A 23,863-nucleotide genomic window follows, 5' to 3' on the forward strand; every position below is an offset into this window, starting at 1 on the left:
TGAGAACATGATAAAATAAAACAGTAAAACAAACGTTCGTAAAAGGATAATCCAGGGGGAATATTTATGGCTTCAACTAAAAACAAAAAAACTACAAAGAAACAGCAGCTCTGGAAGCGGACGCTGAAATATGAAATTACGGGTTTATTTTTATTGATTTTCGCAGTGGTAATCCTGTTTTCTTTAGGTCCTGCAGGAGAAACAGGGCAGGCGGTATTCAGGTTTATCGCTGGAAGTCTGCACGTCTTCCTATCACTTGGACTTCTTTATTTTTCCTTATTTATAATGTGGAAGCGGCAATTCCCAGTCTGGAAGTTTAAAAACATTAGTGGATTGCTCCTGTTAATTGCAGGAATTACGATGCTTGCTCATATTCCTTTACATAATCAATTGAGCAATCCCGCTTTTTCAGATCCATTCAGTTATTTCATGAATAACTTCGGAAATCAGCAGGTATTTAATGGAGGAATAACAGGCGCATTCTTTTTTCAGTCAGCGTATCAGCTGATTGCATTTGCAGGTGCAGTCCTCACAGCCCTGGGTCTGACAATTTCAGGAGTTATCATACTGAGCGGCAGATCATTTGTGGACATATTAAAGAAAAGTAATGAGCTTCAAAAACCTATGTGGAAAATACTCAGGAAAAAGGTAACTGCACAGTGGAATAATTTTTTATACGAATTAAAAGAGCGCTGGAGCAGGCGGAAAGAAAAAAAAGCCCAAACATCTGTTGAAGAGACGACAGCCTCTCCTGAAACTGAACCAAATAGTGAAGCTGATAATGAACAGGAACCGGAAATTTATGACTTTACTGCAACTGCCTATGAAGAAAAAGATCCTGTTGAAAATGACAGCAGCAAAGATTCCGATATGGAACCAGATGAAAATGAACCGGAGGCCCCTGCAGCAGATGAAGATATAAAAATACAGGAAAGTTCAAATTTAGTAGTGCAGGAACTTGAAAACCGTGATTATGAACTTCCTAAATCATCTCTTCTGCAGGTTCCTAAACAGCAGTCACAATCGAAAGAACATTCCATGCTTTCCAAAAATGCAAGAAAGTTAGAAGAAACTCTCGCTAGTTTCGGCGTTTCAGCAAAAGTGACGAAAGTGCATCTGGGTCCTTCCGTAACCAAGTATGAAGTGTATCCTGCAACAGGAGTAAAAGTAAGTAAAATTGTAAATTTAACAGATGATCTGGCACTTGCTCTTGCTGCTAAAGGTATCCGTATGGAAGCGCCTATCCCAGGGAAATCTGCAATAGGGATAGAAGTGCCTAATACAGATGTAGCGCTCGTAACCTTAAGAGAAGTACTGGAATCTTCTAAAATGAAACAGGAAAAAAATCCACTGGCCATTGCTTTAGGACGTGATATTTCCGGAGAAGCAGTGATGGCAGAATTAAATAAGATGCCGCATTTGCTGGTAGCTGGAGCTACCGGTTCTGGTAAAAGTGTATGTATAAACGGCATAATTATCAGTATTCTTCTGCGAAGCAAACCGCACGAAGTGAAATTAATGATGATTGACCCTAAAATGGTGGAACTTAACGTGTATAATGGTATTCCCCATTTACTTTCCCCTGTAGTAACTGAACCGAAGAAAGCTGCACAGGCCTTAAAGAAAGTTGTTAATGAGATGGAACGCAGGTATGAACTATTTGCATCCACGGGAACGAGAAATATTGAAGGATATAATCAGCTCATACGCAGAGAAAATGAAACGCGTGAGGAAGCTTATTCAGCGCTTCCGTATATCGTTGTGCTGGTAGACGAGCTTGCTGACCTTATGATGGTGGCTTCCGGGGAAGTGGAAGATTCGATAACCAGGCTTGCTCAGATGGCAAGAGCTGCAGGGATTCATTTAATTATAGCAACGCAGCGGCCTTCTGTAGATGTAATTACCGGTGTTATTAAAGCAAACATTCCATCACGTATTGCTTTTGGCGTTTCCAGTTCTACGGATTCCCGGACTATTTTAGACGGAAACGGGGCAGAAAAGCTCCTTGGTAAAGGAGATATGCTGTTTTTACCAGTGGGTGCAAACAAACCCACCCGGATCCAGGGAGCATTTTTAGCTGATGAAGAAGTTGAAAGCGTAGTAAGACATTGCATTGAGCAGCAAAAAGCTCAATATGCAGAGGAAATGATGCCGAGTGAAGAGCCGGAAACAGAAACTGCGGAATCTGATGATGCTTTATTTCCGGATGCTGTCCAGCTTGTTACAGAAATGCAGACAGCTTCTGTTTCCATGCTGCAGAGAAGATTTCGTGTAGGTTATGCAAGAGCAGCAAGATTAATTGATGAAATGGAACAGCAGGGGATTGTCGGGCCCTATGAAGGAAGTAAACCGAGAGAAGTACTGGCAGCGAAAAGAGAAGAAGAGTAGATAAGCTGCAGATAGAGTATTTTCTCTATCCATGTTACATTTAATATTATGAATAATAGGAAAAGTGCAGGAGGAGTGCATATTGATTAAATCGGATTCAAGACCCTTATATCTACAGGTTATAGACAGGATAAAGCAGGATATTGAAGAAGGCAGGTATGAAGCAGGAGAAAGACTCCCTTCAGAGTTTCAGCTTTCTAAACAATTGGGAGTGAGCAGAGCTACGCTGAGAGAAGCATTGCGTATGCTTGAAGATGAAAGCGTAGTAATCCGCAGGCATGGAGTAGGAACTTTTATTAACTCCAAACCGCTTTTCTCCTCCGGGATTGAGGAACTTTTCAGTGTTACTGACATGATCAGAAGAGGGAAAAAACAACCAGGGACGAACTTTCTTTCTTCTGCCGTAGAGGAAGCAGAAGAGGAGGATAGCCATCGGTTTCATAATGAGGAGCTAAAAGAAATTTTGACGATTGAACGAGTAAGAACTGCTGATGATGAGCCGGTTGTATATTGTTTGGATAAAATTCCTAAACATTTACTGCCTGATTATGTTTCTCATGAGCATCAATCTATTTTTGACCAATTAGAAAAATCCGGCACGACGATTGCCTATGCCATGACGCAGATCGAGCCGATAGGGTATCATGAAGATATATCCGAGATTCTTCAATGTGATCCAGAAACAGCACTGCTGGTACTGAAGCAGATGCATTACGATGATAATGAACAAGCTGTTCTTTATTCCATTAATTATTTCAGAGCAGACAAATTTAAATTTCACGTGCTGCGAAAACGTGTATTTTAACAGGAGGCACTTTTTTATGAATCAAGCGACAATCCATTCTATCCGCACGCATGTCATGCCTGTGGATTCATTTAAGACAAATACTTTTATACTGCAGCTGAGAACAGAACTGTCTTCATCAGATATTACGGAGAAAGCACTACTGCCTTCGATTCTGGAAAGAGGCACACAGCACTTTCCAAGCAGGCTTCACATTCAGGGAGCGCTTGAGGAGCTTTATGGAGCACACCTTTCTGCAGATGTAGTAAAAAAAGGGGAACATCACATTTTAACTTTCCGGCTGGAAGTGGCAAATGAAAAATTTCTCAAAGATGCTGCTCCCTTAACCGAAAGAGCTGTTCAGCTTCTTTCTTCCATCTTCCTATACCCGGCACTGGAAAATGAAAGCTTCCCAGCACAGGCGGTTGCAGAAGAGGTACGTTCCCATAAACAGAAAATAGCAAGTGTGTATGATGATAAAATGAGGTTTGCAAACAAACGTCTGACGGAAGAAATGTGTAAAGACGAGCCTTATGCCGTGCCAGTTCTGGGTTATGAGCAGGACCTTCCAAAAGTAACAGGGAAAAGTTTGTATAAGGCTTATAAAAAGCTGCTGCAGGAAAGCCATGTGGATCTTTACGTCATTGGAGATATTCAGGAAGAAGAACTTCTTGGCCATATTGAAAAATACATGAGGCTGGAAGATAATAATCCAGTTCCAGTTAAAGTCATGGAAAAGAAAGCTGCTTCAGCACCTAATATTATTAAAGAGCAGCAGCAGGTCCAGCAGGCAAAGCTTCATATCGGCTACCGCACCGGAATTACATTCGGTGATGAACAATATTTCCCCCTGCAGGTGTTTAATAGTTTATTTGGAGGTTCTCCCCATTCAAAGCTGTTCGTGAATGTGCGGGAAAAAGCGAGCCTTGCTTACTATGCCGCCTCAAGACTGGAAAGCCATAAAGGCATCATGATAGTAATGGCGGGAATAGACTCTGCTAAATTTGACGAAGCTTCTTCTATTATTGACCAGCAGCTGGAAGATATGAAAAATGGTGATTTTACTGAAGAAGATATCGAACAGACTAAAGCAGTACTTATCAACCAGATCCTGGAGACAATTGATGTTCCGAGAGGAAGAGTTGAGCTTGAATATCACGGCTCAATTATCGGAGAAGAATGGACTGCAGAAAAATGGATTGAAAAGATAAAGAAAGTAACAAAAGACGAAATTATCAGCGCAGCAAAGCAAGTGGAAAAAGATACAGTGTACTTTCTTTCAGGGAAGGAGGAACAAGCCAATGCATAATTTAACTTTCAAGCAGTTAGATGAAACGTTGTATACTGAAGAGCTTAATAATGGATTAAAGGTATTTATTCTTCCTAAAAAAGGCTTTAACAAAACTTATGCCACCTTTACTACGAAGTACGGCTCTATTGACAATAAATTTATACCTCTGAACGGTTCAGAGCCGATTAAGGTTCCTGATGGAATTGCACATTTTCTGGAACATAAGATGTTTGAACACGAAAATGGCGATGTGTTTCAGGATTTCAGCAAACAGGGTGCCAGCGCAAACGCCTTTACAAGTTTTACAAGAACTGCTTATTTATTTTCAAGTACTTCCAGTGTTGATAAGAACTTAAACACCCTTATTGATTTTGTGCAGTACCCTTACTTTACGGAAGAAACCGTGGAGAAGGAAAAAGGGATAATTGAACAGGAAATTAATATGTATGAAGATAATCCAGACTGGCAGAATTTCTTCGGGCTGCTCGGTACAATGTATGAAACTCATCCAGTTCGAACAGATATTGCAGGAACAGCAGCATCTATCAGTGAAATTACTAAAGATGATTTGTACACCTGCTACCACCGCTTTTATCATCCTTCCAATATGGTCTTATTTATTGTAGGGAACGTGGAGCCTGAGCATGTTATGAAAGTAGTGAGAGAGAATCAGGCATCAAAATCCTTTGAGACTGCCGAAGAGCCGGTACGTTTTTATCCTGAGGAACGAGAAGATGTCTACCGGAAAGCGACAGAAATTCCTATGCCGGTGAATATTGGGAAATGTTTAGTTGGAGTTAAAGAGAAAAATCCTGACATTCAAGGGCAAGACCTTTTATCCAGAGAGCTCTCCATCCAAATTCTTCTTGAACTTATTTTTGGACAGAGTTCTGAAAACTATCAGCGTCTTTATTCTTCGGGGTTAATTGATGATACTTTCAGTTTTGATTATACCGCTGAAAGTGGATTCGGCTTTTCTGTAATAGGCGGAGATTCAGAAGACCCTGAAAAACTTGCAGGAGAAATAAAGAAAACAATTGAACAATTTAAAAGTGAACCTTTTCCGGTCGAGAGTTTTGAAAGAATCCGCAAAAAGAAAATTGGTTTCTTTTTACGTGCACTGAATTCTCCTGAATATATCGCGAATCAATTTACCCGCTATCGATTCAACGAGATGGATTTGTTTGACGTAATTCCACAATTGGAGAAAATCGATCCGGCATTATTACAGGAAGTTCTGGAAGACCATTTCGACTTGGCAAATCAAGTATCAGCATGCTTTATAGTTCCTGAAAGAAATGAAACATGAAACCTTTAGCATTTATTTCCGGAGCAACAGGAGCGATTGGAGAAGCAACAGCGAAAAAGCTGGCTTCTTCGTATCGGCTCCTTTTGCATTACCACCAGAATGATAAAGGAGCATTAAAATTACAGGAAGAACTGCAGAAGAAAACAGAGGTATTTATCGTTCAGGCTGACTTCACAAATACCGCAGCTGCTGTAGCTGCATTAGAACCTTACGCTGGAGAGCTGGAGCTTTTAATACACAATGCCGGCATTTCCCGTCCTGAAATATTTCAGCTCACCGAGGACGAAATGCTTGTTGAAGAAATGACTATTGGACTTTTTACACCTGCGGCTATTACGAAAAGAGTACTGCAGTCTATGATTTCAAGAAAAAAAGGTGCTGTTGTGTTTGTTTCTTCTATCTGGGGAGAAACAGGAGCAGCTATGGAAGTGATTTATTCTACAGTGAAGGCTGCGCAGCTTGGCTTTGTGAAATCTCTGGCAAAAGAAACTGCGCTCAGTGGTGTCAAGGTAAATGCGGTGGCCCCTGGGGCGGTTCATTCTCCCATGCTCAGCCTATACTCCAAAGAAGAAACAGAAGAAGTAAAAGAGCAGATTCCCCTGAACAGGTTTGCTTCCCCGGAAGAAATTGCTGCTTGCATAGAATTTCTAGCAGGTGAAAATTCTTCTTATATTCATGGACACGTGCTTTCTGTAAATGGAGCATGGTATACTTAGTACGTGTGCTGACAGGAATGAATAACTCATTTTTATTTAATGTACGGATTTTACAGGCTGTTTTAATAGACTCCCCATATAAGAAATGAAAATTTCAAAAGAATTTTTAGAGAATAATGGAATTACTCTTTTCATTATTCACAGGATCTATTATGATGAAAAAAGGTATGGAGATTGAAGAGAGGGGTTACTTTATGGAGCGCAAAGAGTGGTACCTGGAGTATCAAATTCATGAGAACCGACCTGGTCTTCTTGGAGAAATAGCTTCATTGCTGGGAATGCTCCGTATAAATATTTTAACTATTAATGGGGTAGAGCACCAGAGAAGAGGGATGCTTATCGTAAGTCAGGATGACGAAGCGATAGAGCGTTTAAAATTCATACTGGAAACAATGGATATCATTACTTTATTGAAAATTAGGGTGCCCAAATTGAGGGACCGGCTGGCTGTTAGGCACGGGCGCTATATAGAACGGGATGAAGAAGAAAAGAAAACATTCCGTTTTGTACGTGAAGAGCTGGGGATACTCGTCGATTTTATGGCAGAGTTATTCAAAAAAGACGGGCACCGGCTTATTGGCATCCGCGGGATGCCGAGAGTAGGTAAAACAGAATCTGTAGTAGCAGCAAGCGTATGTGCAAATCGCAAGTGGTCATTTCTTTCTTCCACCATGTTGAAACAAACAATGCGGAGCCAGCTTGCTGATGATGAAATGAGAGAAGATAATATTTACATTATTGATGGAATAGTATCCACAATCAGAGGTTCGGAAAAGCACCAGATGCTGGTTTCTGAAATGATGCGTCTGCCTGCTACAAAAGTAATTGAACATCCTGATATTTTTGTACGTACTACTGAGTACACGATTGATGATTTCGATTATATCATCGAGCTTCGCAGTGATGAAAATCAAGTGATTTCTTACGAAGCTGTGGAACAGAACTATTCTTCATTTTGATATCACTTAGTTAGTAGGTGTTTAGATTGTCAGAATTAGGTACAAGATTACAAACAGCAAGAATGGAAAAAGGATATTCACTGGAGGAACTCCAGCAAATTACAAAGATTCAAAAACGTTATCTTGAAGCGATTGAAGAAGGGGATTTTTCAAAAATGCCTGGGGAATTCTACTCCAGAGCTTTTGTAAAAAGTTACTCTGAAGCCGTGGGGCTTGATCCAAATCAGATTTTTGCAGAGCACGAAGCTGAACTTCCTAAGCCGAAAAAGAGTGAAGTTCAGGAGCTTCCTCCTAGAACTTCCCGAAATAAATCAGCGCCCTCCGGAAGGAAAAAATCTGCTTTTGCTTCTCTTCTACCTACAATTTTAGCCTTATTTTTCATTGTGGCTATTGTTTTAGCAGTCTGGATATTCAATCAGGATGATCAGACAGCAGTTCCTGGGAATAATAATAATACTGCAGATGTCGGGAACAATAATGAACAGCAGGCCGGCCTGAACGAAAATTCTTCTTTCGATAACGAAGGACCGGAAGAACCTGAAAATGAAATGAATATCGGCAGTGATAATGCAGATAATAACGAAGAAAACAGCGTAAATGATGAAAACAATGAAAATAATGAAAATGAAACTCCTGAAAATGAACTTGAGTTTACAAATGAGGACGGTAACCGCTACACTTACACTTTAAGCGGAGCAGAAGAGTTTGAAGTAGAATTGAATTTCACCGGTGACAGCTGGATTTTAATTTCTAATGATGAAGGAGATGAGCTTCATCAGCAGACGCATTCTTCCGGTGATGAGATATCATTTGACTTTAGTGATGAATCTGAGGTAATCTTTAATATGGGAAGCACAAGAACAGCGACTCTCCTAATTAACGGAGAAGAATTAGAATATGAGTCGGATGATCATCACCAGTATATTATTATTGAAAGAGATAATTTTTAAGCTTAGTGCCCGCTTCAGGCAGCTCTGCCTGCCTCTGGGCACTTTTTTTTGTGAATACAGCTGAATAATTTCAATAATAGAAAGAACGTTCGCAATTAGCCCGGTATTTTGATAAAATGAATACGGCTTTATATATCAATTGCGCTCAGGATACTTGAGGAGGATACGATGAATATTCCCAATCAGATCACGATTTCCCGAATATTGCTCATTCCAGTTTTTATGGTCTTTCTGCTGGTTGATTTTGGATGGGGCTCTTTTGCTTTATTAGGAGCAGACATCCCCTTATCCCACTTTATTGCTGCAATGATTTTTATCGTTGCTGCTGCCACAGACTGGCTGGATGGTTATTATGCGCGCCGCTATAACATGGTAACGAATATGGGCAAATTTCTTGATCCCCTGGCAGATAAACTGCTGATTACTGCTGCATTTGTAGGATTGGTCGGATTAGATATGTTTCCGGCATGGGCTGCAGTAGTTATCTTAAGCAGAGAATTTGCTGTTACTGGACTCCGTCTTGTAGCCTCCGGAAGCGGTGAGGTTATAGCTGCAAGCATATGGGGTAAATGGAAAACAGTCAGTCAAATTGTTGCTGCAGCTGCGCTTTTGCTGCATAATGTTATATTTGAGCTGGCATCCATACCATTTGACACTGTAATGATTTATATTGCTGTGATACTCACACTGTATTCCGGCATAGACTACTTTGTTAAAAACAAACACGTCCTTACAGAGTCCCAGTAGGAGGTAATAAGAAAATGAATGCTGAAATTATTGCAGTGGGGTCTGAGCTGCTGCTCGGACAAATCGATAATTCAAATGCTACTTTCATTTCGAAAGAGCTGTCTAAAATTGGGGTAAATGTTTATTATCATCAAGTTGCTGGTGATAATCCGGAGAGATTACAGGAAGCTGTTAAAACAGCGCAAAACCGAGCGGATATTCTTATATTTACAGGTGGATTAGGTCCAACAAAAGATGATCTCACCCGGGAAACACTTTCTTCCATGACTGGTATTGATCTGATCTATGATGATGAAGCCATGAAACGTCTCGAAGAATTTTTCGATAAAAGAGGAAAGAAAGCCACTTCCAACAATTTAAAGCAGGCATTAACTTTTGATGGTGCTGAAGTGTTGCAGAATGATGAAGGTTTGGCATGCGGAAGCATTTTTGAACACCAGGGTACGGTATTTATGCTTCTCCCCGGCCCGCCAAGAGAAATGAAAGCTATGTTTAAAAATTATGGAATTCCATACTTATCTAAAAACATAAGTGATAATCAAAAAATGCAGTCCATGATTTTAAGGTTTTATGAAATAGGAGAATCTCAGCTGGTAGATAAAATAGACGATTTGCTGGAGGAACAGACAAATCCTACAATTGCTCCGTTAGCTTCAGATGATGAAGTCACTCTTCGTCTAACAGTAAAAGGACCTTCTCCTGAAACGAATGAAGAAATGCTGAATGAATTGAAGGAAAAAGTTTTTGAAAGAGTCGGCGAATATTGTTATGGTGAAAGTGATCAGGAACTGGAGCAGACGGTTGCAGATATGCTGAGAGATAAAGAGATATCTGTAAGTGCAGCGGAGAGCTTAACCGGAGGATTATTTGCAAATACGATGACTTCCTTTGCTGGAGCTTCCATGATTTTCCCCGGTGGTGTAGTGTGCTACAGTAATGATGCCAAACAGGCTTCCTTGAATGTCCCCTCAGATATTTTAGAGAATGATGGAGCTGTCAGCGAAGCCTGTGCCAAATCAATGGCAGAGGGCGCAAGAAAATTATTCCAATCGGATTATGCGATAAGTTTTACTGGCGCTGCAGGTCCCGATCCGTTGGAAGGATACCAGCCAGGGGAAATGTTTATAGGCTTAGCTGGTCCTGAAGGGACAGAAGCTCACTTTGTAAGAGTGGGCGGCAGCAGAAACAGAATCCGTACGTACGCGGTGAAGCGAGGGTTATACCTCTTGTTTCAAGAGTTACGAAACGAAAAGGATGGATGAATACATGGAATTTAAGTTTGAAGAATTTGATATTGCTAGCAGTTTAAAAAAGGCAGTTAAAGAGATGGGCTTTGAGGCTCCTTCTCCAATCCAGGAAAAAGTAATTCCTGTTATCTTAGAAAAGCATGATGTAATCGGCCAGGCGCAGACCGGTACTGGTAAAACAGCAGCATTTGGTCTTCCGCTGATTAACGACGTAAATTCAAAGCAGAAACATGTGCAGGCATTAGTATTAACTCCTACACGTGAGCTTGCAATTCAAGTATCTGGTGAATTTCAAAAGCTTTCAAAATTCAACAAGGTGCAGACTCTGCCGGTATATGGCGGCCAGTCTATTGGACATCAGATTAAATCTCTAAAACGCGGTGTACAGATTGTTGTCGGAACGCCCGGGCGAATTCTGGACCATGTAAACAGAGGTACACTGAAGCTCGACCAAATCAGCACATTAGTGCTGGATGAAGCAGATGAGATGCTGGATATGGGCTTTATCGATGACATTGAAAAAATTCTAAAGAATGCGAGCACGGAGCGTCAGACGCTGTTATTCTCAGCTACAATGCCCCCCGCTATCCGCAAACTTTCTAATAAGTATATGAATTCACCTAAACATGTGACAATTGATAAAGGTGAAATGACTGCACCTTCAATTGAGCAGGTTTATTATAAAGTACTTGATAAAAACAAGCTTGAATCTCTCTGCCGTATTATCGACAGTGAAACGCTGGACTTAGGAATTATTTTCTGCCGTACGAAAAAAGGTGTTTCTGAACTTACAGAATCTCTTCAGGCTCGCGGGTACGCTGCAGATGGTCTGCATGGCGACCTTACGCAGTCTCAGCGTGACGGAGTAATGAAAAAGTTCCGTAAGTCTACAATTGAATTTTTAATTGCTACTGATGTAGCCGCACGCGGTATCGATGTGAACAACGTTACTCACGTTATTAACTATGATATTCCTCAGGATCCGGAAAGCTATGTTCACCGAATCGGCAGAACAGGACGCGCTGGACGTGACGGTATTGCAATTACTCTTGTTACGCCGCGTGAAATGAAGCATCTGCGTTCGATTGAAAGAGAAATTAAAAGTAAAATCCCTGTGCGTGGCATTCCTTCCATTGAAGAAGTTGTGGAAAAGCAGCAGGAAGCTTGGAAACACCAGATCGTTCAGCTAATTGAAGATGACCAGCAGGATGACTCTCTGTACTCTTCTCTTGTTGCAGATCTTCTTGGGGAATATCCAGCTGATAAAGTAGTAAGTTCTTTAATGAAACTTGCCTTCTACAGCCATGAAGCTGATGAAAAAACTGCTACCCAGGACTTTGGGGAAACAGGAGCACAGCAGGGTATGACACGTTTCTTCATTAACGTAGGCCGTAATGTGGATATGACACCGAAAAAACTCGTAGAAGATGTATCTAAACTTGTAGGGATTAGCCCGAAAGTTATCGGTAAGATTGATATCTTTGAAAACTTCACTTTTATGGAGGTTCCTCAAGAATCAGCACCTTTTGTGTATGAAGGTCTTAAATACGCACGAGTAGGCGGAGCAAAGATCAACCTCGAACCTGCTAAACCTAGACCAAAAAGAAAATAAATCAAACATCCGCTTCTAATTAATTGACGAAGCGGGTGTTTTTATATATACTGAAATAAGCGAACGGATGTTTGCAGAACGAAGCTTTATCTGTCTGTAGGCAGTTGAACTAATATAGATCTAAAAGGAGAGATGTACACGTGTCAGACCGTAAACAAGCATTAGACATGGCATTAAAACAAATCGAAAAGCAGTTTGGTAAAGGGTCCATTATGAAACTTGGAGAACAGACCGACCGCCGCGTTTCTACTATTTCAAGCGGTACACTTGCATTGGATATAGCGCTGGGTGTAGGCGGATATCCAAGAGGGCGTGTGATCGAAATTTATGGTCCTGAATCTTCCGGTAAGACCACAGTAGCCCTTCATGCAATTGCTGAAGTGCAGCGTAACGGTGGACAAGCTGCATTTATTGATGCTGAGCATGCACTTGATCCTGAATATGCGCAGAATCTTGGTGTGAATATTGATGAACTTCTATTATCACAGCCTGATACAGGGGAGCAGGCACTGGAAATTGCAGAAGCACTGGTAAGAAGTGGTGCAGTAGATATGATCGTAGTTGACTCTGTTGCAGCTCTGGTTCCAAAAGCAGAAATTGAAGGTGAAATGGGAGACAGCCACGTAGGCCTTCAGGCACGCTTAATGTCTCAGGCACTGCGAAAGCTGTCAGGTGCTGTATCGAAGTCGAACACGATTGCAGTTTTCATTAATCAGATCCGTGAAAAAGTTGGTGTAATGTTTGGTAACCCTGAAACTACCCCAGGGGGAAGAGCATTAAAATTCTACTCTTCTGTAAGACTGGAAGTGCGACGTGCTGAAACTTTAAAACAGGGTAATGAAATGATTGGTAATAAAACAAAAATAAAAGTAGTGAAAAATAAAGTTGCTCCTCCGTTCCGTACAGCAGAAGTAGATATAATGTATGGGGAAGGAATTTCCCGCGAAGGATCATTAATTGATATTGCTTCAGAACTTGATATCGTGCAGAAAAGTGGTGCATGGTACTCTTATAATGAAGAGCGTATGGGTCAGGGACGCGAGAATGCGAAGCAGTATTTGAAAGAGAATACAGACATTATGGAAGAAGTAGACCGCAGAGTCAGAGAGCATCACGGGCTTTTAGAGCCGGTCGAGGTTCCTGCTCCTGAAGAGCCCGGCGAAATAGACGACGAACTTGATCTTAAATAATTAAAGTTATAAACAATACTTTGAAATCCCGTCAGATCATCTGGCGGGATTTTAAGGTTTAGGGGGACTATAGGAACATCCGCTGTTGCAAACCTTTTGTCAAAAGCAATGCTTTACTGCCGTAAACGTTGGGGCATATGGTTTCCTCACTTTTCCAATGCTTGACAGAATTCTTAGGGAAGCATACAATTAACAAGAACACTTTATTAAAGGTTTGCAGTAAGTGTGAATATTTTAATATTGAATTGTTCTTTTAGTGCTAATGAGACATGAACCATTTAAAAACTTAGCTCTACTACAGAAATAGCATGAGGAGGTGAGTCAATCGTGAATTTGACACTACAAATCCTCATTTTGCTATTCACTGCAGTAATCGTGTTCTTTGTCGGATATTTTGTACGTAAGTCTATTGCAGAAGCAAAAATTTCCAGTGCAGAAATGCTTGCTAAAACTACAATAGATGATGCGAAACGGGAAGCAGAATCAAGCAAAAAAGAAGCAATCCTCGAAGCGAAAGATGAAGCGCACAAAATTCGTCTGGATGCTGAACAGGAAATCCGTGATCGTCGTAACGACATTTCAAAACAAGAGAACCGATTAGTTCAAAAGGAAGAAGTCCTTGATCGTAAAAGTGAGACGTTGGACAAGAAAGAACATGCGCTTGAAGTGCGCGAGCAGCAGCTGTCTGAGCGTCAGCTAGAAGTCGACGACATGAATAGCAAAGTCGAGGAATTAGTAAACAGGCAACAGGAAGAATTGGAAAGAATTTCAGGATTTACGAAAGATGAAGCAAGAGATATTATTATGGAAACAATGGAAAATGAATTGAAGCATGAGAAGGCAGTATTAGTTAAAGACTTTACTTACCGTGCAAAAGAGGAAGCAGACAAAAATGCAAAAGAAATTCTTTCTCTGGCAATTCAGCGTTGTGCTGCAGATCACGTTACAGAAACTACGGTTTCAGTTGTGAATCTGCCGAATGACGAAATGAAAGGAAGAATTATCGGACGGGAAGGCCGGAATATTCGTGCACTGGAAACCCTTACAGGCATTGACTTAATCATAGATGATACACCGGAAGCGGTAGTATTATCTGGGTTCGATCCAATCCGGCGTCAGATTGCCAAGTCTTCCTTAGAGAAGCTGGTACAGGATGGAAGAATTCATCCAGCAAGAATTGAAGAAACGGTTGAAAAATCACGCCGTGAAGTAGATGAAATGATCAGAGAATACGGAGAGCAGTCTTCATTCGAAATGGGCATTCATAATCTGCATCCTGATTTGATTAAAATTCTCGGTCGATTAAAATTCCGGACCAGCTATGGTCAAAACGTTTTAAAGCACTCGGAAGAAGTGGCTCACTTAACCGGAATAATGGCGGCTGAATTAGGGGAAGATGTGCAGCTGGCACGAAGAGCTGGCTTGTTACATGACATCGGCAAAGCTATTGACCATGAAGTAGAAGGAAGTCACGTGGAAATCGGTGTTGAACTTGGAACAAAATATAAAGAGCATCCGGTTGTAATTAATAGTATCGCTTCCCACCATGGTGACACTGAGGCTACTTCTGTTATTGCAACTCTCGTTGCTTCAGCAGATGCGTTATCAGCCGCTCGGCCAGGTGCGAGAAGAGAAACGCTTGAAACGTATATCAGACGACTTGAAAAACTTGAAGAGATTTCTGAATCCTTCGAGGGAGTAGAGAAATCATATGCGATTCAGGCAGGCAGGGAAATTCGCATTATGGTGCAGCCTGATACTATTTCAGACGAGGACTCGTATCGTTTAGCAAGAGATATAACGAAAAGAGTAGAAGATGAACTGGATTATCCCGGTCACATTAAAGTAACCGTAATTCGGGAAACAAGAGCAGTTGAATACGCAAAATAAAGAGGTAAGTAAGGGCTGTACCGCAGACAATTTATTATTGCGGTACAGCCCTTCTCTTGTGAAATAGCAATAATAGTTTTAGGGAGTGTTTATATGAGAATTATGTTTATTGGAGATATCGTAGGTTCCCCAGGCCGTGATATATGGAAAACTTATGCTGCCAGAATACGTTCAAAGTTTCATCAGCAGGTGACAATTGTCAATGGAGAAAACGCTGCAGGGGGAAAAGGAATAACAAAAAAGATTTATCACGAGCTTCTGGAATCAGGCGCAGATATGTTAACGATGGGAAATCATACGTGGGATAAAAAAGAAATTTTCGATTTCATAGATGGTGCCGAGAAAATGGTAAGGCCGGCAAACTTTCCTCCAGGCACTCCGGGAGAAGGAATCCGTTATTTAAAAATTAACAAACAGACAGTAGCTATATTAAACCTGCAGGGAAGAACATTTATGCCAGCAATAGATTGTCCTTTTCAAAAAGCAGATTTACTTGTCAGCGAAGCCGGGAAAGTTACAAAGAATATTTTTGTAGATTTTCATGCGGAAGCCACAAGTGAAAAACAGGCGATGGCATGGTATCTGGATGGAAGAGTATCGGCGGTGATAGGTACACATACACACGTCCCTACAGCTGACGAAAGGATCCTTCCACAAGGAACAGCTTACCTGTCTGACGTTGGTATGACCGGTCCTTACGATGGCATACTGGGCATGGAGAAAGACGTAGTAATTAATCGATTTTTAACAAATCTGCCTGCCCGCTTTGAAGTTTCAAAAGGACGGGAACAATTAAACGGTGTATATTTTGATATCGACGAAAACACTGGAAAAGCAACATTGATTAAAAGAGTCCATATCAGTGAGGATGCTCCATTTTTTGATTGAAAAAGATTTTAGGTTTAGCAGGAGTGGGTATAGTGGTAAAGAGAAAGAAAGCGGGTAGTTGTGTTGCGTTAGAGGCCGGCAGGATGCAAACTAACATGCTCAAAATCGTTCTTTAACTACAATAGAGGAGGTAGCTTACATGGATATATTAAAAGTATCAGCAAAATCCAACCCGAACTCAGTAGCTGGTGCACTTGCGGGCGTTATTCGCGAGAAAGGTACAGCGGAAATTCAGGCAATAGGCGCCGGTGCATTAAATCAATCAATAAAAGCTGTTGCGATAGCCAGAGGATTTGTTGCTCCAAGCGGCATCGATTTAATATGTGTTCCTGCATTTACTGATATTGAAATTGATGGAGAAGAGCGTACAGCAATAAAGCTTATTGTAGAACCTAGATAATAATATCATAATAAAAAACCGGACCTATGTCCGGTTTTTTATTATGATATTATTCAAAAGACAGTATAATATGTTTTTTTGGAATGGACAGTTCGGTTGAGGTGAACATACAAACATGATAAACTGTGTTAAGAAGAAGCAAAGGAGGCGAGTTAAATGACTAAAATGATGAAAGCGGTTGTAAAATCGAAGAAAGCAAAAGGTGCAGAATTACAAGAAGTTCCAGTACCTGAATGCGGCGCGCAGGAAGTATTAATAAAAGTAAAGGCAACTTCTATCTGCGGCACAGATGTACATATATATGCCTGGGATGAATGGTCACAGAGCAGAGTAAAACCTCCGTATATATTCGGCCATGAATTTTCAGGCGAGGTCGTTGAAACGGGAGATTTAGTTCATAATATACAAGTGGGCGATCATGTCTCTGCAGAGACGCATATTGTCTGCGGACACTGCGCTCAGTGCATGACAGGAAACGCACATATCTGTCAGGAAACGCAGATTATCGGTGTGGATAGAGATGGGTGCTTTGCAGAATATATTTCTCTTCCTGCACAGAATATATGGAAAAATGATCCTTCTTTATCCTGGGACCGGGCAAGTGTTCAGGAACCCTTGGGAAATGCAGTGCACACGGTATTGGCTGGCGAAGTCTCAGGAAAAACTGTAGCAGTGATTGGATGCGGTCCAATTGGGTTAATGGCTGTTTCCGTAGCAAAAGCTTCTGGAGCCTCAAGAATATTTGCTTTTGACTTGAACGATTACCGGCTGAATCTGGCTGAGAAAATGGGAGCAACAGATACAATACATTCTATGCATGCAGATCCATTGGAAGTTGTAAGAAAAGAAACGAATAATGCCGGAGTGGATGTTGTGTGCGAGATGAGTGGTCATCCGGTAGCAATGGACCAGGGTTTTAAAATGGTCACAAACGGAGGACGCGTTTCTATTTTAAGTCTGCCAGTGCGCCCGGTAGAAATAGATGTAACTAATGACATTGTTTTTAAAGGTGTGACTGTGCAGGGAATTACAGGAAGGAAGATGTTCCAGACATGGCAGCAGACTGCCGGACTGCTTTCTTCCGGTCAGGTAGATGTAGATCCAATTATCACCCACCATTTTGATTTAGCTGATTTTGAAAAAGGCTTTAATCTAATGCTGAAAGGGGAATGTGGGAAAGTAGTGCTGCATCCATAAATTCTCACAATGAATACTTTGACAGAGCACTAAGTGAAACTAAATAAAGTCAGTTGTTGTCTTAACTTCAGGTCCAAGGAAGACAACAGCTCTTTTCAAAAGAATATGTAAAACTGAACATAACATGAAACTGCAATATTCATTTTTAAAAGGAGGAAATTAATATGAAGGGCTTTGAATATATTGAAGAAGAATTGAATCAGATGAAAGCTGAAGGTACTTTTCGTCCGCTGATACCTATCGAATCAGATCAGGGGGCGAAAGTAACGATAGAAGGAAAAGAGCTGATTCAGCTTTCTTCCAACAATTATCTGGGTCTTACTACACACCCGAGGCTGAAGCTGGCTGCAGTAAGGGCTGCAGATGAGTATGGTGCCGGCACAGGATCAGTAAGAACGATCGCAGGTACTTTTTCCATGCACAATGACTTTGAAGAAAAACTTGCTGAATTTAAACATACAGAAGCTACACTTGTTTTACAGTCAGGATTTACTGCGAATCAGGCGGTACTGGCTTCGCTGCTAACAAAAGAAGATGTCGTAATTTCAGATGAGTTGAATCACGCTTCAATCATTGATGGCATTCGTTTGACGAAAGCAGCCAGGAAAATTTATAAGCATGTAGATCTAAAAAGTCTCGAAGAAGCGCTGCAGTCTACTCAGGATTATCGTAAGCGTTTAGTAGTGACTGATGGAGTATTTTCCATGGATGGAAATATTGCACCGCTTCCGGAAATTGTTGAATTGTGCGAAAAGTATGACGCACTTATTATGGTGGACGATGCGCATGCAAGCGGTGTGCTTGGAAGAAATGGCAGAGGGACGGTAGATCACTTTGACCTGAACGGAAGAGTGCATATTCAAGTCGGTACATTAAGTAAAGCTGTGGGTGTACTCGGAGGATATATTGCCAGTACACAGGCAGTAAGAGATTATCTTATCCATAAAGGACGACCCTTCTTATTCAGTACCTCTCACCCTCCGGCAGTAACAGCTGCATGCAGTGAGGCGGTGGATGTTTTATTAGAGGAACCTGAACTGATTGAACAACTTTGGGAAAATACAAGGTATTTTAAAGCAGGACTGACGAAACTTGGTTTTGATACCGGTCACAGTGATACGCCGATTACGCCTGTGATTGTAGGAGATGAAGCAAAAGCACATCAGCTGTCAGATAAATTGAAAGAATATGGCGTGTTTGCGCAGGGAATTGCTTTTCCAACTGTAGCAAAAGGATTGGCCCGTGTCCGCACAATCGTAACGGCACAGCACAATCAGACTATACTGGATGAAGCTTTAACCGCGTTTGAAAAAGCAGGGAAAGAATTGAACATTATTTAGATATCCTGACTGCTGAAAAAATTTCAACAGTACATTATTCATTGCAGTAATATAGCATGGCTATAAACTGTTATATTAAAAAGTACTTTTCCAGTTTTCTTTAGGGGAAGTACTTTTTTTAAGTATTCGCTTCAGGGAGAGTTTATGAAATTTGTGTGACAAAATGAATTCCTTGTGAATAAAAGACACTCCACAGCGGCAGGGTATAATTTCGAGACTGGGTAAAAAAGTATCAGGTATTAAGATAATAGCTGTTTTGGACCTTTAAGAGGAAACTATTGTATACTACTCAGAAACCCTTTATAATGAGTGGTTGACAGTCTATTTATGAAGGAGCAATGCGTCCTATGAATGAAGAGCAAAAAAAAGCCCAGATTAATAAATCATCTACTGGAGAAAAAGATTACTCTCAGTATTTTGAAACTACTTATACACCTCCAAGTCTGAAACAGGCGAAAAAAAGAGGGAAAGAAAACATTGAAATTCATTATGATTTTGATGTGCCGGAGGACATGCAGCAAATAGGAAAAGATAAAAAATTTCTTATTCGTACTTACGGTTGTCAAATGAACGAGCACGATTCCGAAAATATGGCTGGAATTCTTATGCGTATGGGATTTGAATCTACTGCAGCTGTGGAAGAAGCAGATGTAATTCTCATAAATACTTGTGCAATCCGAGAAAATGCGGAAAACAAAGTGTTTGGAGAAATTGGGCATCTAAAAGCTTTAAAGCAGGAAAATCCGGGTCTGGTAATTGGAGTATGCGGATGTATGTCCCAGGAAGAATCTGTCGTAAACCGAATTCTGCAGAAGCATCAGCAGATTGACCTTATCTTTGGAACTCATAATATCCACCGTCTCCCTGAATTATTGAAAAATGCGATTTTCGGTAAAGAGATGGTCGTAGAAGTATGGTCGAAAGAAGGAGACATCATTGAAAATATGCCGCGGGCCAGAAAAGGCAAAATTAAAGGCTGGGTAAATATAATGTACGGCTGTGATAAATTCTGCACTTACTGCATTGTGCCCTATACCAGAGGGAAAGAACGCAGCAGACGTCCAGAGGATATAATCGAAGAGGTCCGTCATTTAGCAAGAAACGGATATCAGGAAATTACACTGCTCGGCCAAAATGTAAATGCTTATGGAAAAGACCTTGCAGATATAGATTACGGCCTCGGCGATTTGATGGATGAAATACGGAAAATAGATATTCCGAGAGTTCGCTTTACCACAAGCCATCCGCGTGATTTTGATGATCACTTAATCGAGGTGCTTGCAAAAGGCGGAAATCTGGTAGAGCATATCCATCTGCCGGTACAGAGCGGGAACAATGATATTCTGAAATTAATGGCACGGAAGTACACACGGGAGTCTTACGTGGAACTCGCCAATAAAATTAAGAAAGCAATTCCAAATGCTTCATTTACTACCGATATTATTGTAGGATTTCCTAACGAAACTGAAGAACAGTTCGAGGACACGATGACACTTGTGAAAGAAATGGAATATGACAGTGCTTTCACTTATATCTACTCCCCCCGTGACGGTACACCAGCAGCAAAGATGGAAGATAATGTGCCGCACGAAGTGAAAAAGAAGCGGCTTGCAAGGTTAAATGCACTTGTAAATGAACTTTCTGCAGAAAAAAATAAGGAATATCCAGGTAAAACAGTTGAGGTGCTTGTCGAAGGCGAAAGTAAAAAAGATCCAGAAGTTCTCAGCGGAAGAACGAGAACAAACCGCCTGGTAAATTTCCGGGCACCAAAAAGTACGATCGGTACAGTAATTTATGTTAAAATAACAGAAGCAAAAACTTGGTCTCTCAACGGAGAAGTTGTAGAGCCGGCAGAGGTGAATATTTAATGTCAGGTAATTATACAAAACAGGAAATAATGAGTGAAGCAAGAGAATTGGCGATTAAAATTGCGGAAACGGAAGAAGTCGATTTCTTTAAGCGTGCAGAAGCACAGATAAATGACCATTTAAGAGTCCAGGAAATCATCGCCAAGATTAAAAAACTGCAGAAAGAAGCAGTGAATTTAAAGCACTATGAAAAAAGTGAAGCTTTGAAAGAAACAGATGCTAAAATTGATGCACTGCAGGATGAGCTGGATGATATTCCATTAGTGCAGGAATTCAAGCAGTCACAGATGGAAGTAAATGAACTGCTCCAGATGGTGAGCAATACAATTTCCAACACGGTAACAAATCAAATTATAGAAGCAAGCGGCGGAGATTTACTGAAGGGAACTACTTCGAAAAATCCTTTTGACAGCGGCTGCTAATATTGGAAAAACAGCTGTTCTGCTTCCGGCGGAACAGCTGTTTCTTATTCGTAGAACCAGCAGTCTGCTGTGATATAATAAATAGACAGGAAAAGTGGAGAAAGTTGGCTGATAATATGACGCAAACTACGCCTATGATGAGGCAGTACGAGAAAATCAAGGCACAGCACAGAGATGCCTTTTTGTTTTTCCGTCTGGGAGATTTTTATGAACTCTTTCAGGAGGACGCTTTAAAAGCTGCAAAAGAATTGGAAATTACTTTAACTAAGCGCGGAAAAGGTGAGGATGCAATTCCAATGTGCGGGGTGCCGCATCATTCTTCTGAGCAGTATATATCAAGATTAATTGAAAAAGGTTTTAAAGTAGCGATCTGCGAACAAACAGAAGATCCCGCAGCAGCTAAAGGGGTAGTAAAAAGGGAAGTCGTACAGATTATTACTCCCGGTACGGTAATGAGCGGGCAGGCTGTAAGTGAAAAAAGCAACCAGTACGTAGCTGCTATCGGTGAAGAATCCGCACACTCTTTTGCGGTTGCAGCAGCGGATATGACGACAGGGGAAATATTTGTTACCGGAGCAGAAGATTTTACGCTCGCTTTGGAAGAATTACTTTCCTATGAGCCGAAAGAAATAGTGCTTACAAGCGAAATGAGTGAGGATTTTAAAGAGAAACTGCGTCATCGGTCGCAGCTTCCTGTATCAGAAGCTGCGAATCTGCAGATAGAGAAGGATTTTTCTGCCTTAGTTGATCAGGTTCCTGCTGAATTTTTAAAAAGAACATGCAGTCAGCTGATGCAGTATTTTCTGGAAACAACAAAAAGAGACTTGGATCACCTGCAGAATGTCACGTATTACGAATCCAGCCAGTATTTATCTATTGATGGATATTCACGCAGAAATTTAGAAATTACGGAGACAATGCGGGACCGGAAGAAAAAAGGTTCGCTATTGTCTGTGCTGGATAGAACCGAAACAGCCATGGGGGCCAGGAGACTGAAGAGGTGGCTCGAAAGACCGGCGGTCCACAAGGAAACTGCGGAAAAGAGACAGGAGCTTACCGCGGCTTTTTTAGAGCATTTTTTAGAAAGAGAAACAGTCAGGGAACAGTTAAGAGGAGTATACGATCTGGAAAGATTAAGCGGAAGAGTAGCATTTGGAAATGTGAACGGAAGAGATTTAATCCAGTTAAAAAAGTCGCTGCAGCAGCTTCCATATATATTCGAAACTTTGAAAGCTTTAAACAGCAGTTATGCAGAACAATTAATAGGTACATTATCTTCTCCAGAACCGCTGGTAGAATTGCTGGAGCAGAGCATCAAGGAAGACTGTCCTCCGTCAATTACAGACGGCAATCTGATTAAAGACAGCTATCATGAGCAGCTGGATCAATACAGAGATGCCATGATAAACGGTAAGAGCTGGATAGCAGAATTAGAAGCAAAAGAAAAAAAGGAAACAGGGATCAAATCATTAAAAATAGGATTTAATAAAGTATTCGGCTATTATATTGAAGTATCCAGAGCGAATTTAAAATATCTCCCGGAAGGAAGATATGAGAGAAAGCAGACGCTGACAAATGCAGAGCGTTATGTGACAAAAGAACTTAAAGAAAAAGAACAGATTATTCTTGAAGCTGAAGATAAAGGCGGAAAGTTAGAATATGAATTGTTTTTAGAAGTACGGAAAAAGGTGAAGTCCTACATAAGACTGCTCCAGGATACTGCGAAAGCGGTAAGTATTATAGATGTACTGCAGAGCTTTGCGGAAGTCGCCGAACAGAATCATTATGTCAGGCCTGTTTTTACGAAGAAGCGGAACGTGTTGCTTCGGGAAAGCAGGCACCCGGTGGTAGAAGTAACTATTGATGCCGGAGAGTATGTGGCTAATGATATCCTGCTCCATGAAGAAAGGGATATGCTTCTTATTACAGGTCCGAATATGGCCGGGAAAAGCACATATATGAGACAGCTTGCCTTAATCGTAATTATGGCGCAGGCAGGTTCTTTTGTTCCAGCAGCAGAAGCTGAACTGCCCCTATTTGATCATATATTTACGAGGATAGGTGCAGCAGATGACTTATCGCAGGGACAGAGTACGTTTATGATAGAAATGCTTGAAACGAAGCAGGCAGTGGAGAGAGCTACTCCAAGCAGTCTGATTCTGCTTGATGAGATTGGCCGGGGGACGTCCACATATGATGGCATGGCTCTCGCGCAGGCAGTGATCGAACACATTCACGATAAAATTAAAGCGATGACTTTATTTTCCACCCACTATCATGAACTGACCAGCCTGGAACATGAATTGGCGAGATTGAAAAATGTTCATGTTTCTGCGGTGGAGGAAGAAGGAAAGTTGACTTTCCTGCATAAACTGGTAGAAGGAGCTGCAGATAAAAGTTATGGCATTCATGTTGCAAGGCTCGCTGATCTGCCTGATTCATTGATAAAAAGAGCAGATCACATTTTATCGGCTCTTGAAAATGGAAAAAACCAAAATGGTACTGCTGAAAAGAGAGAAGCAGAACCACAGCAGCTTTCACTATTTGAAGAAGTCCCTGAACATCCGATTATCAATGAATTGAAAGAACTTGATGTAATGAACTTAACTCCTATGCAGGCAATACAGCTTTTAAATGATTTTCAGCAGAAATTAAAATAGCGGGG

At 41.0% G+C, this 23,863-nt stretch carries 19 protein-coding genes; all 19 read left to right on the forward strand.

Annotated elements, in window-relative coordinates:
* Window positions 1-66 precede the first annotated feature (66 nt).
* The 19 genes from BLP92_RS01920 (at window position 67) to mutS (ending at window position 23,858) form a co-directional block, all read left to right on the forward strand.
* Complete coding sequence (locus BLP92_RS01920; RefSeq protein WP_090840058.1) at window positions 67-2,388, forward strand: DNA translocase FtsK; 2,322 nt, start codon at window positions 67-69, stop codon at window positions 2,386-2,388.
* A gap of 79 nt (window positions 2,389-2,467) precedes the next feature.
* On the forward strand, window positions 2,468-3,193 hold the full coding sequence (locus BLP92_RS01925; RefSeq protein ID WP_090841042.1) for a GntR family transcriptional regulator: 726 nt from the start codon (window positions 2,468-2,470) through the stop codon (window positions 3,191-3,193).
* 16 nt (window positions 3,194-3,209) lie between these two features.
* Window positions 3,210-4,481, forward strand: coding sequence for an EF-P 5-aminopentanol modification-associated protein YfmF (yfmF, locus tag BLP92_RS01930; RefSeq protein ID WP_090840060.1), 1,272 nt, complete (start codon window positions 3,210-3,212; stop codon window positions 4,479-4,481).
* On the forward strand, window positions 4,474-5,772 hold the full coding sequence (gene yfmH, locus BLP92_RS01935; RefSeq protein ID WP_090840062.1) for an EF-P 5-aminopentanol modification-associated protein YfmH: 1,299 nt from the start codon (window positions 4,474-4,476) through the stop codon (window positions 5,770-5,772). Before yfmF ends, yfmH begins: the two co-directional genes overlap by 8 nt.
* Window positions 5,769-6,488 (forward strand): elongation factor P 5-aminopentanone reductase, encoded by a 720-nt coding sequence (ymfI, locus tag BLP92_RS01940; protein WP_090840064.1) that lies wholly within the window; start codon window positions 5,769-5,771, stop codon window positions 6,486-6,488. Before yfmH ends, ymfI begins: the two co-directional genes overlap by 4 nt.
* 194 nt (window positions 6,489-6,682) lie before the next feature.
* Window positions 6,683-7,447: a YmfK family protein gene (locus BLP92_RS01945; protein WP_090841044.1), complete on the forward strand. Its 765-nt coding sequence runs from the start codon at window positions 6,683-6,685 to the stop codon at window positions 7,445-7,447.
* A gap of 26 nt (window positions 7,448-7,473) precedes the next feature.
* Complete coding sequence (locus tag BLP92_RS01950) at window positions 7,474-8,397, forward strand: helix-turn-helix domain-containing protein (RefSeq protein WP_090840066.1); 924 nt, start codon at window positions 7,474-7,476, stop codon at window positions 8,395-8,397.
* Between the two features lie 168 nt (window positions 8,398-8,565).
* The gene (pgsA, locus tag BLP92_RS01955; protein ID WP_090840068.1) at window positions 8,566-9,144 is read left to right on the forward strand and encodes a CDP-diacylglycerol--glycerol-3-phosphate 3-phosphatidyltransferase; all 579 of its coding nucleotides are present in this window, start codon (window positions 8,566-8,568) and stop codon (window positions 9,142-9,144) included.
* 14 nt (window positions 9,145-9,158) lie between these two features.
* On the forward strand, window positions 9,159-10,406 hold the full coding sequence (locus BLP92_RS01960) for a competence/damage-inducible protein A (RefSeq protein WP_090840070.1): 1,248 nt from the start codon (window positions 9,159-9,161) through the stop codon (window positions 10,404-10,406).
* A 4-nt stretch (window positions 10,407-10,410) separates the two neighbouring features.
* Complete coding sequence (locus BLP92_RS01965) at window positions 10,411-12,003, forward strand: DEAD/DEAH box helicase (protein WP_090840072.1); 1,593 nt, start codon at window positions 10,411-10,413, stop codon at window positions 12,001-12,003.
* A gap of 140 nt (window positions 12,004-12,143) precedes the next feature.
* Window positions 12,144-13,193, forward strand: a complete 1,050-nt coding sequence (gene recA / locus BLP92_RS01970) for a recombinase RecA (RefSeq protein ID WP_090840074.1) — start codon at window positions 12,144-12,146, stop codon at window positions 13,191-13,193.
* A gap of 327 nt (window positions 13,194-13,520) precedes the next feature.
* Entirely contained in the window at window positions 13,521-15,083 is a 1,563-nt protein-coding gene (gene rny / locus BLP92_RS01975; RefSeq protein WP_175444145.1) for a ribonuclease Y, read from the forward strand.
* Between the two features lie 93 nt (window positions 15,084-15,176).
* The gene (locus BLP92_RS01980) at window positions 15,177-15,971 is read left to right on the forward strand and encodes a TIGR00282 family metallophosphoesterase (RefSeq protein ID WP_090840077.1); all 795 of its coding nucleotides are present in this window, start codon (window positions 15,177-15,179) and stop codon (window positions 15,969-15,971) included.
* Between the two features lie 139 nt (window positions 15,972-16,110).
* Entirely contained in the window at window positions 16,111-16,371 is a 261-nt protein-coding gene (locus BLP92_RS01985) for a stage V sporulation protein S (protein ID WP_090840079.1), read from the forward strand.
* 156 nt (window positions 16,372-16,527) lie between these two features.
* Entirely contained in the window at window positions 16,528-17,568 is a 1,041-nt protein-coding gene (tdh, locus tag BLP92_RS01990) for an L-threonine 3-dehydrogenase (protein WP_090840080.1), read from the forward strand.
* Window positions 17,569-17,732: 164 nt separating this feature from the next.
* Window positions 17,733-18,908 (forward strand): glycine C-acetyltransferase, encoded by a 1,176-nt coding sequence (locus BLP92_RS01995; protein ID WP_090840082.1) that lies wholly within the window; start codon window positions 17,733-17,735, stop codon window positions 18,906-18,908.
* Window positions 18,909-19,255: 347 nt separating this feature from the next.
* Window positions 19,256-20,776, forward strand: a complete 1,521-nt coding sequence (miaB, locus tag BLP92_RS02000; protein ID WP_090840085.1) for a tRNA (N6-isopentenyl adenosine(37)-C2)-methylthiotransferase MiaB — start codon at window positions 19,256-19,258, stop codon at window positions 20,774-20,776.
* Entirely contained in the window at window positions 20,776-21,198 is a 423-nt protein-coding gene (locus BLP92_RS02005) for a YlbF/YmcA family competence regulator (RefSeq protein WP_090840087.1), read from the forward strand. Before miaB ends, BLP92_RS02005 begins: the two co-directional genes overlap by 1 nt.
* Window positions 21,199-21,314: 116 nt before the next feature.
* The gene (gene mutS, locus BLP92_RS02010) at window positions 21,315-23,858 is read left to right on the forward strand and encodes a DNA mismatch repair protein MutS (RefSeq protein ID WP_090841046.1); all 2,544 of its coding nucleotides are present in this window, start codon (window positions 21,315-21,317) and stop codon (window positions 23,856-23,858) included.
* The last annotated feature ends 5 nt before the right edge of the window (window positions 23,859-23,863 follow it).

Origin of the sequence: Alkalicoccus daliensis, from assembly GCF_900103955.1 — a bacterium.
GTDB classification, from domain to species: Bacteria; Bacillota; Bacilli; order Bacillales; family Salisediminibacteriaceae; genus Alkalicoccus; species Alkalicoccus daliensis.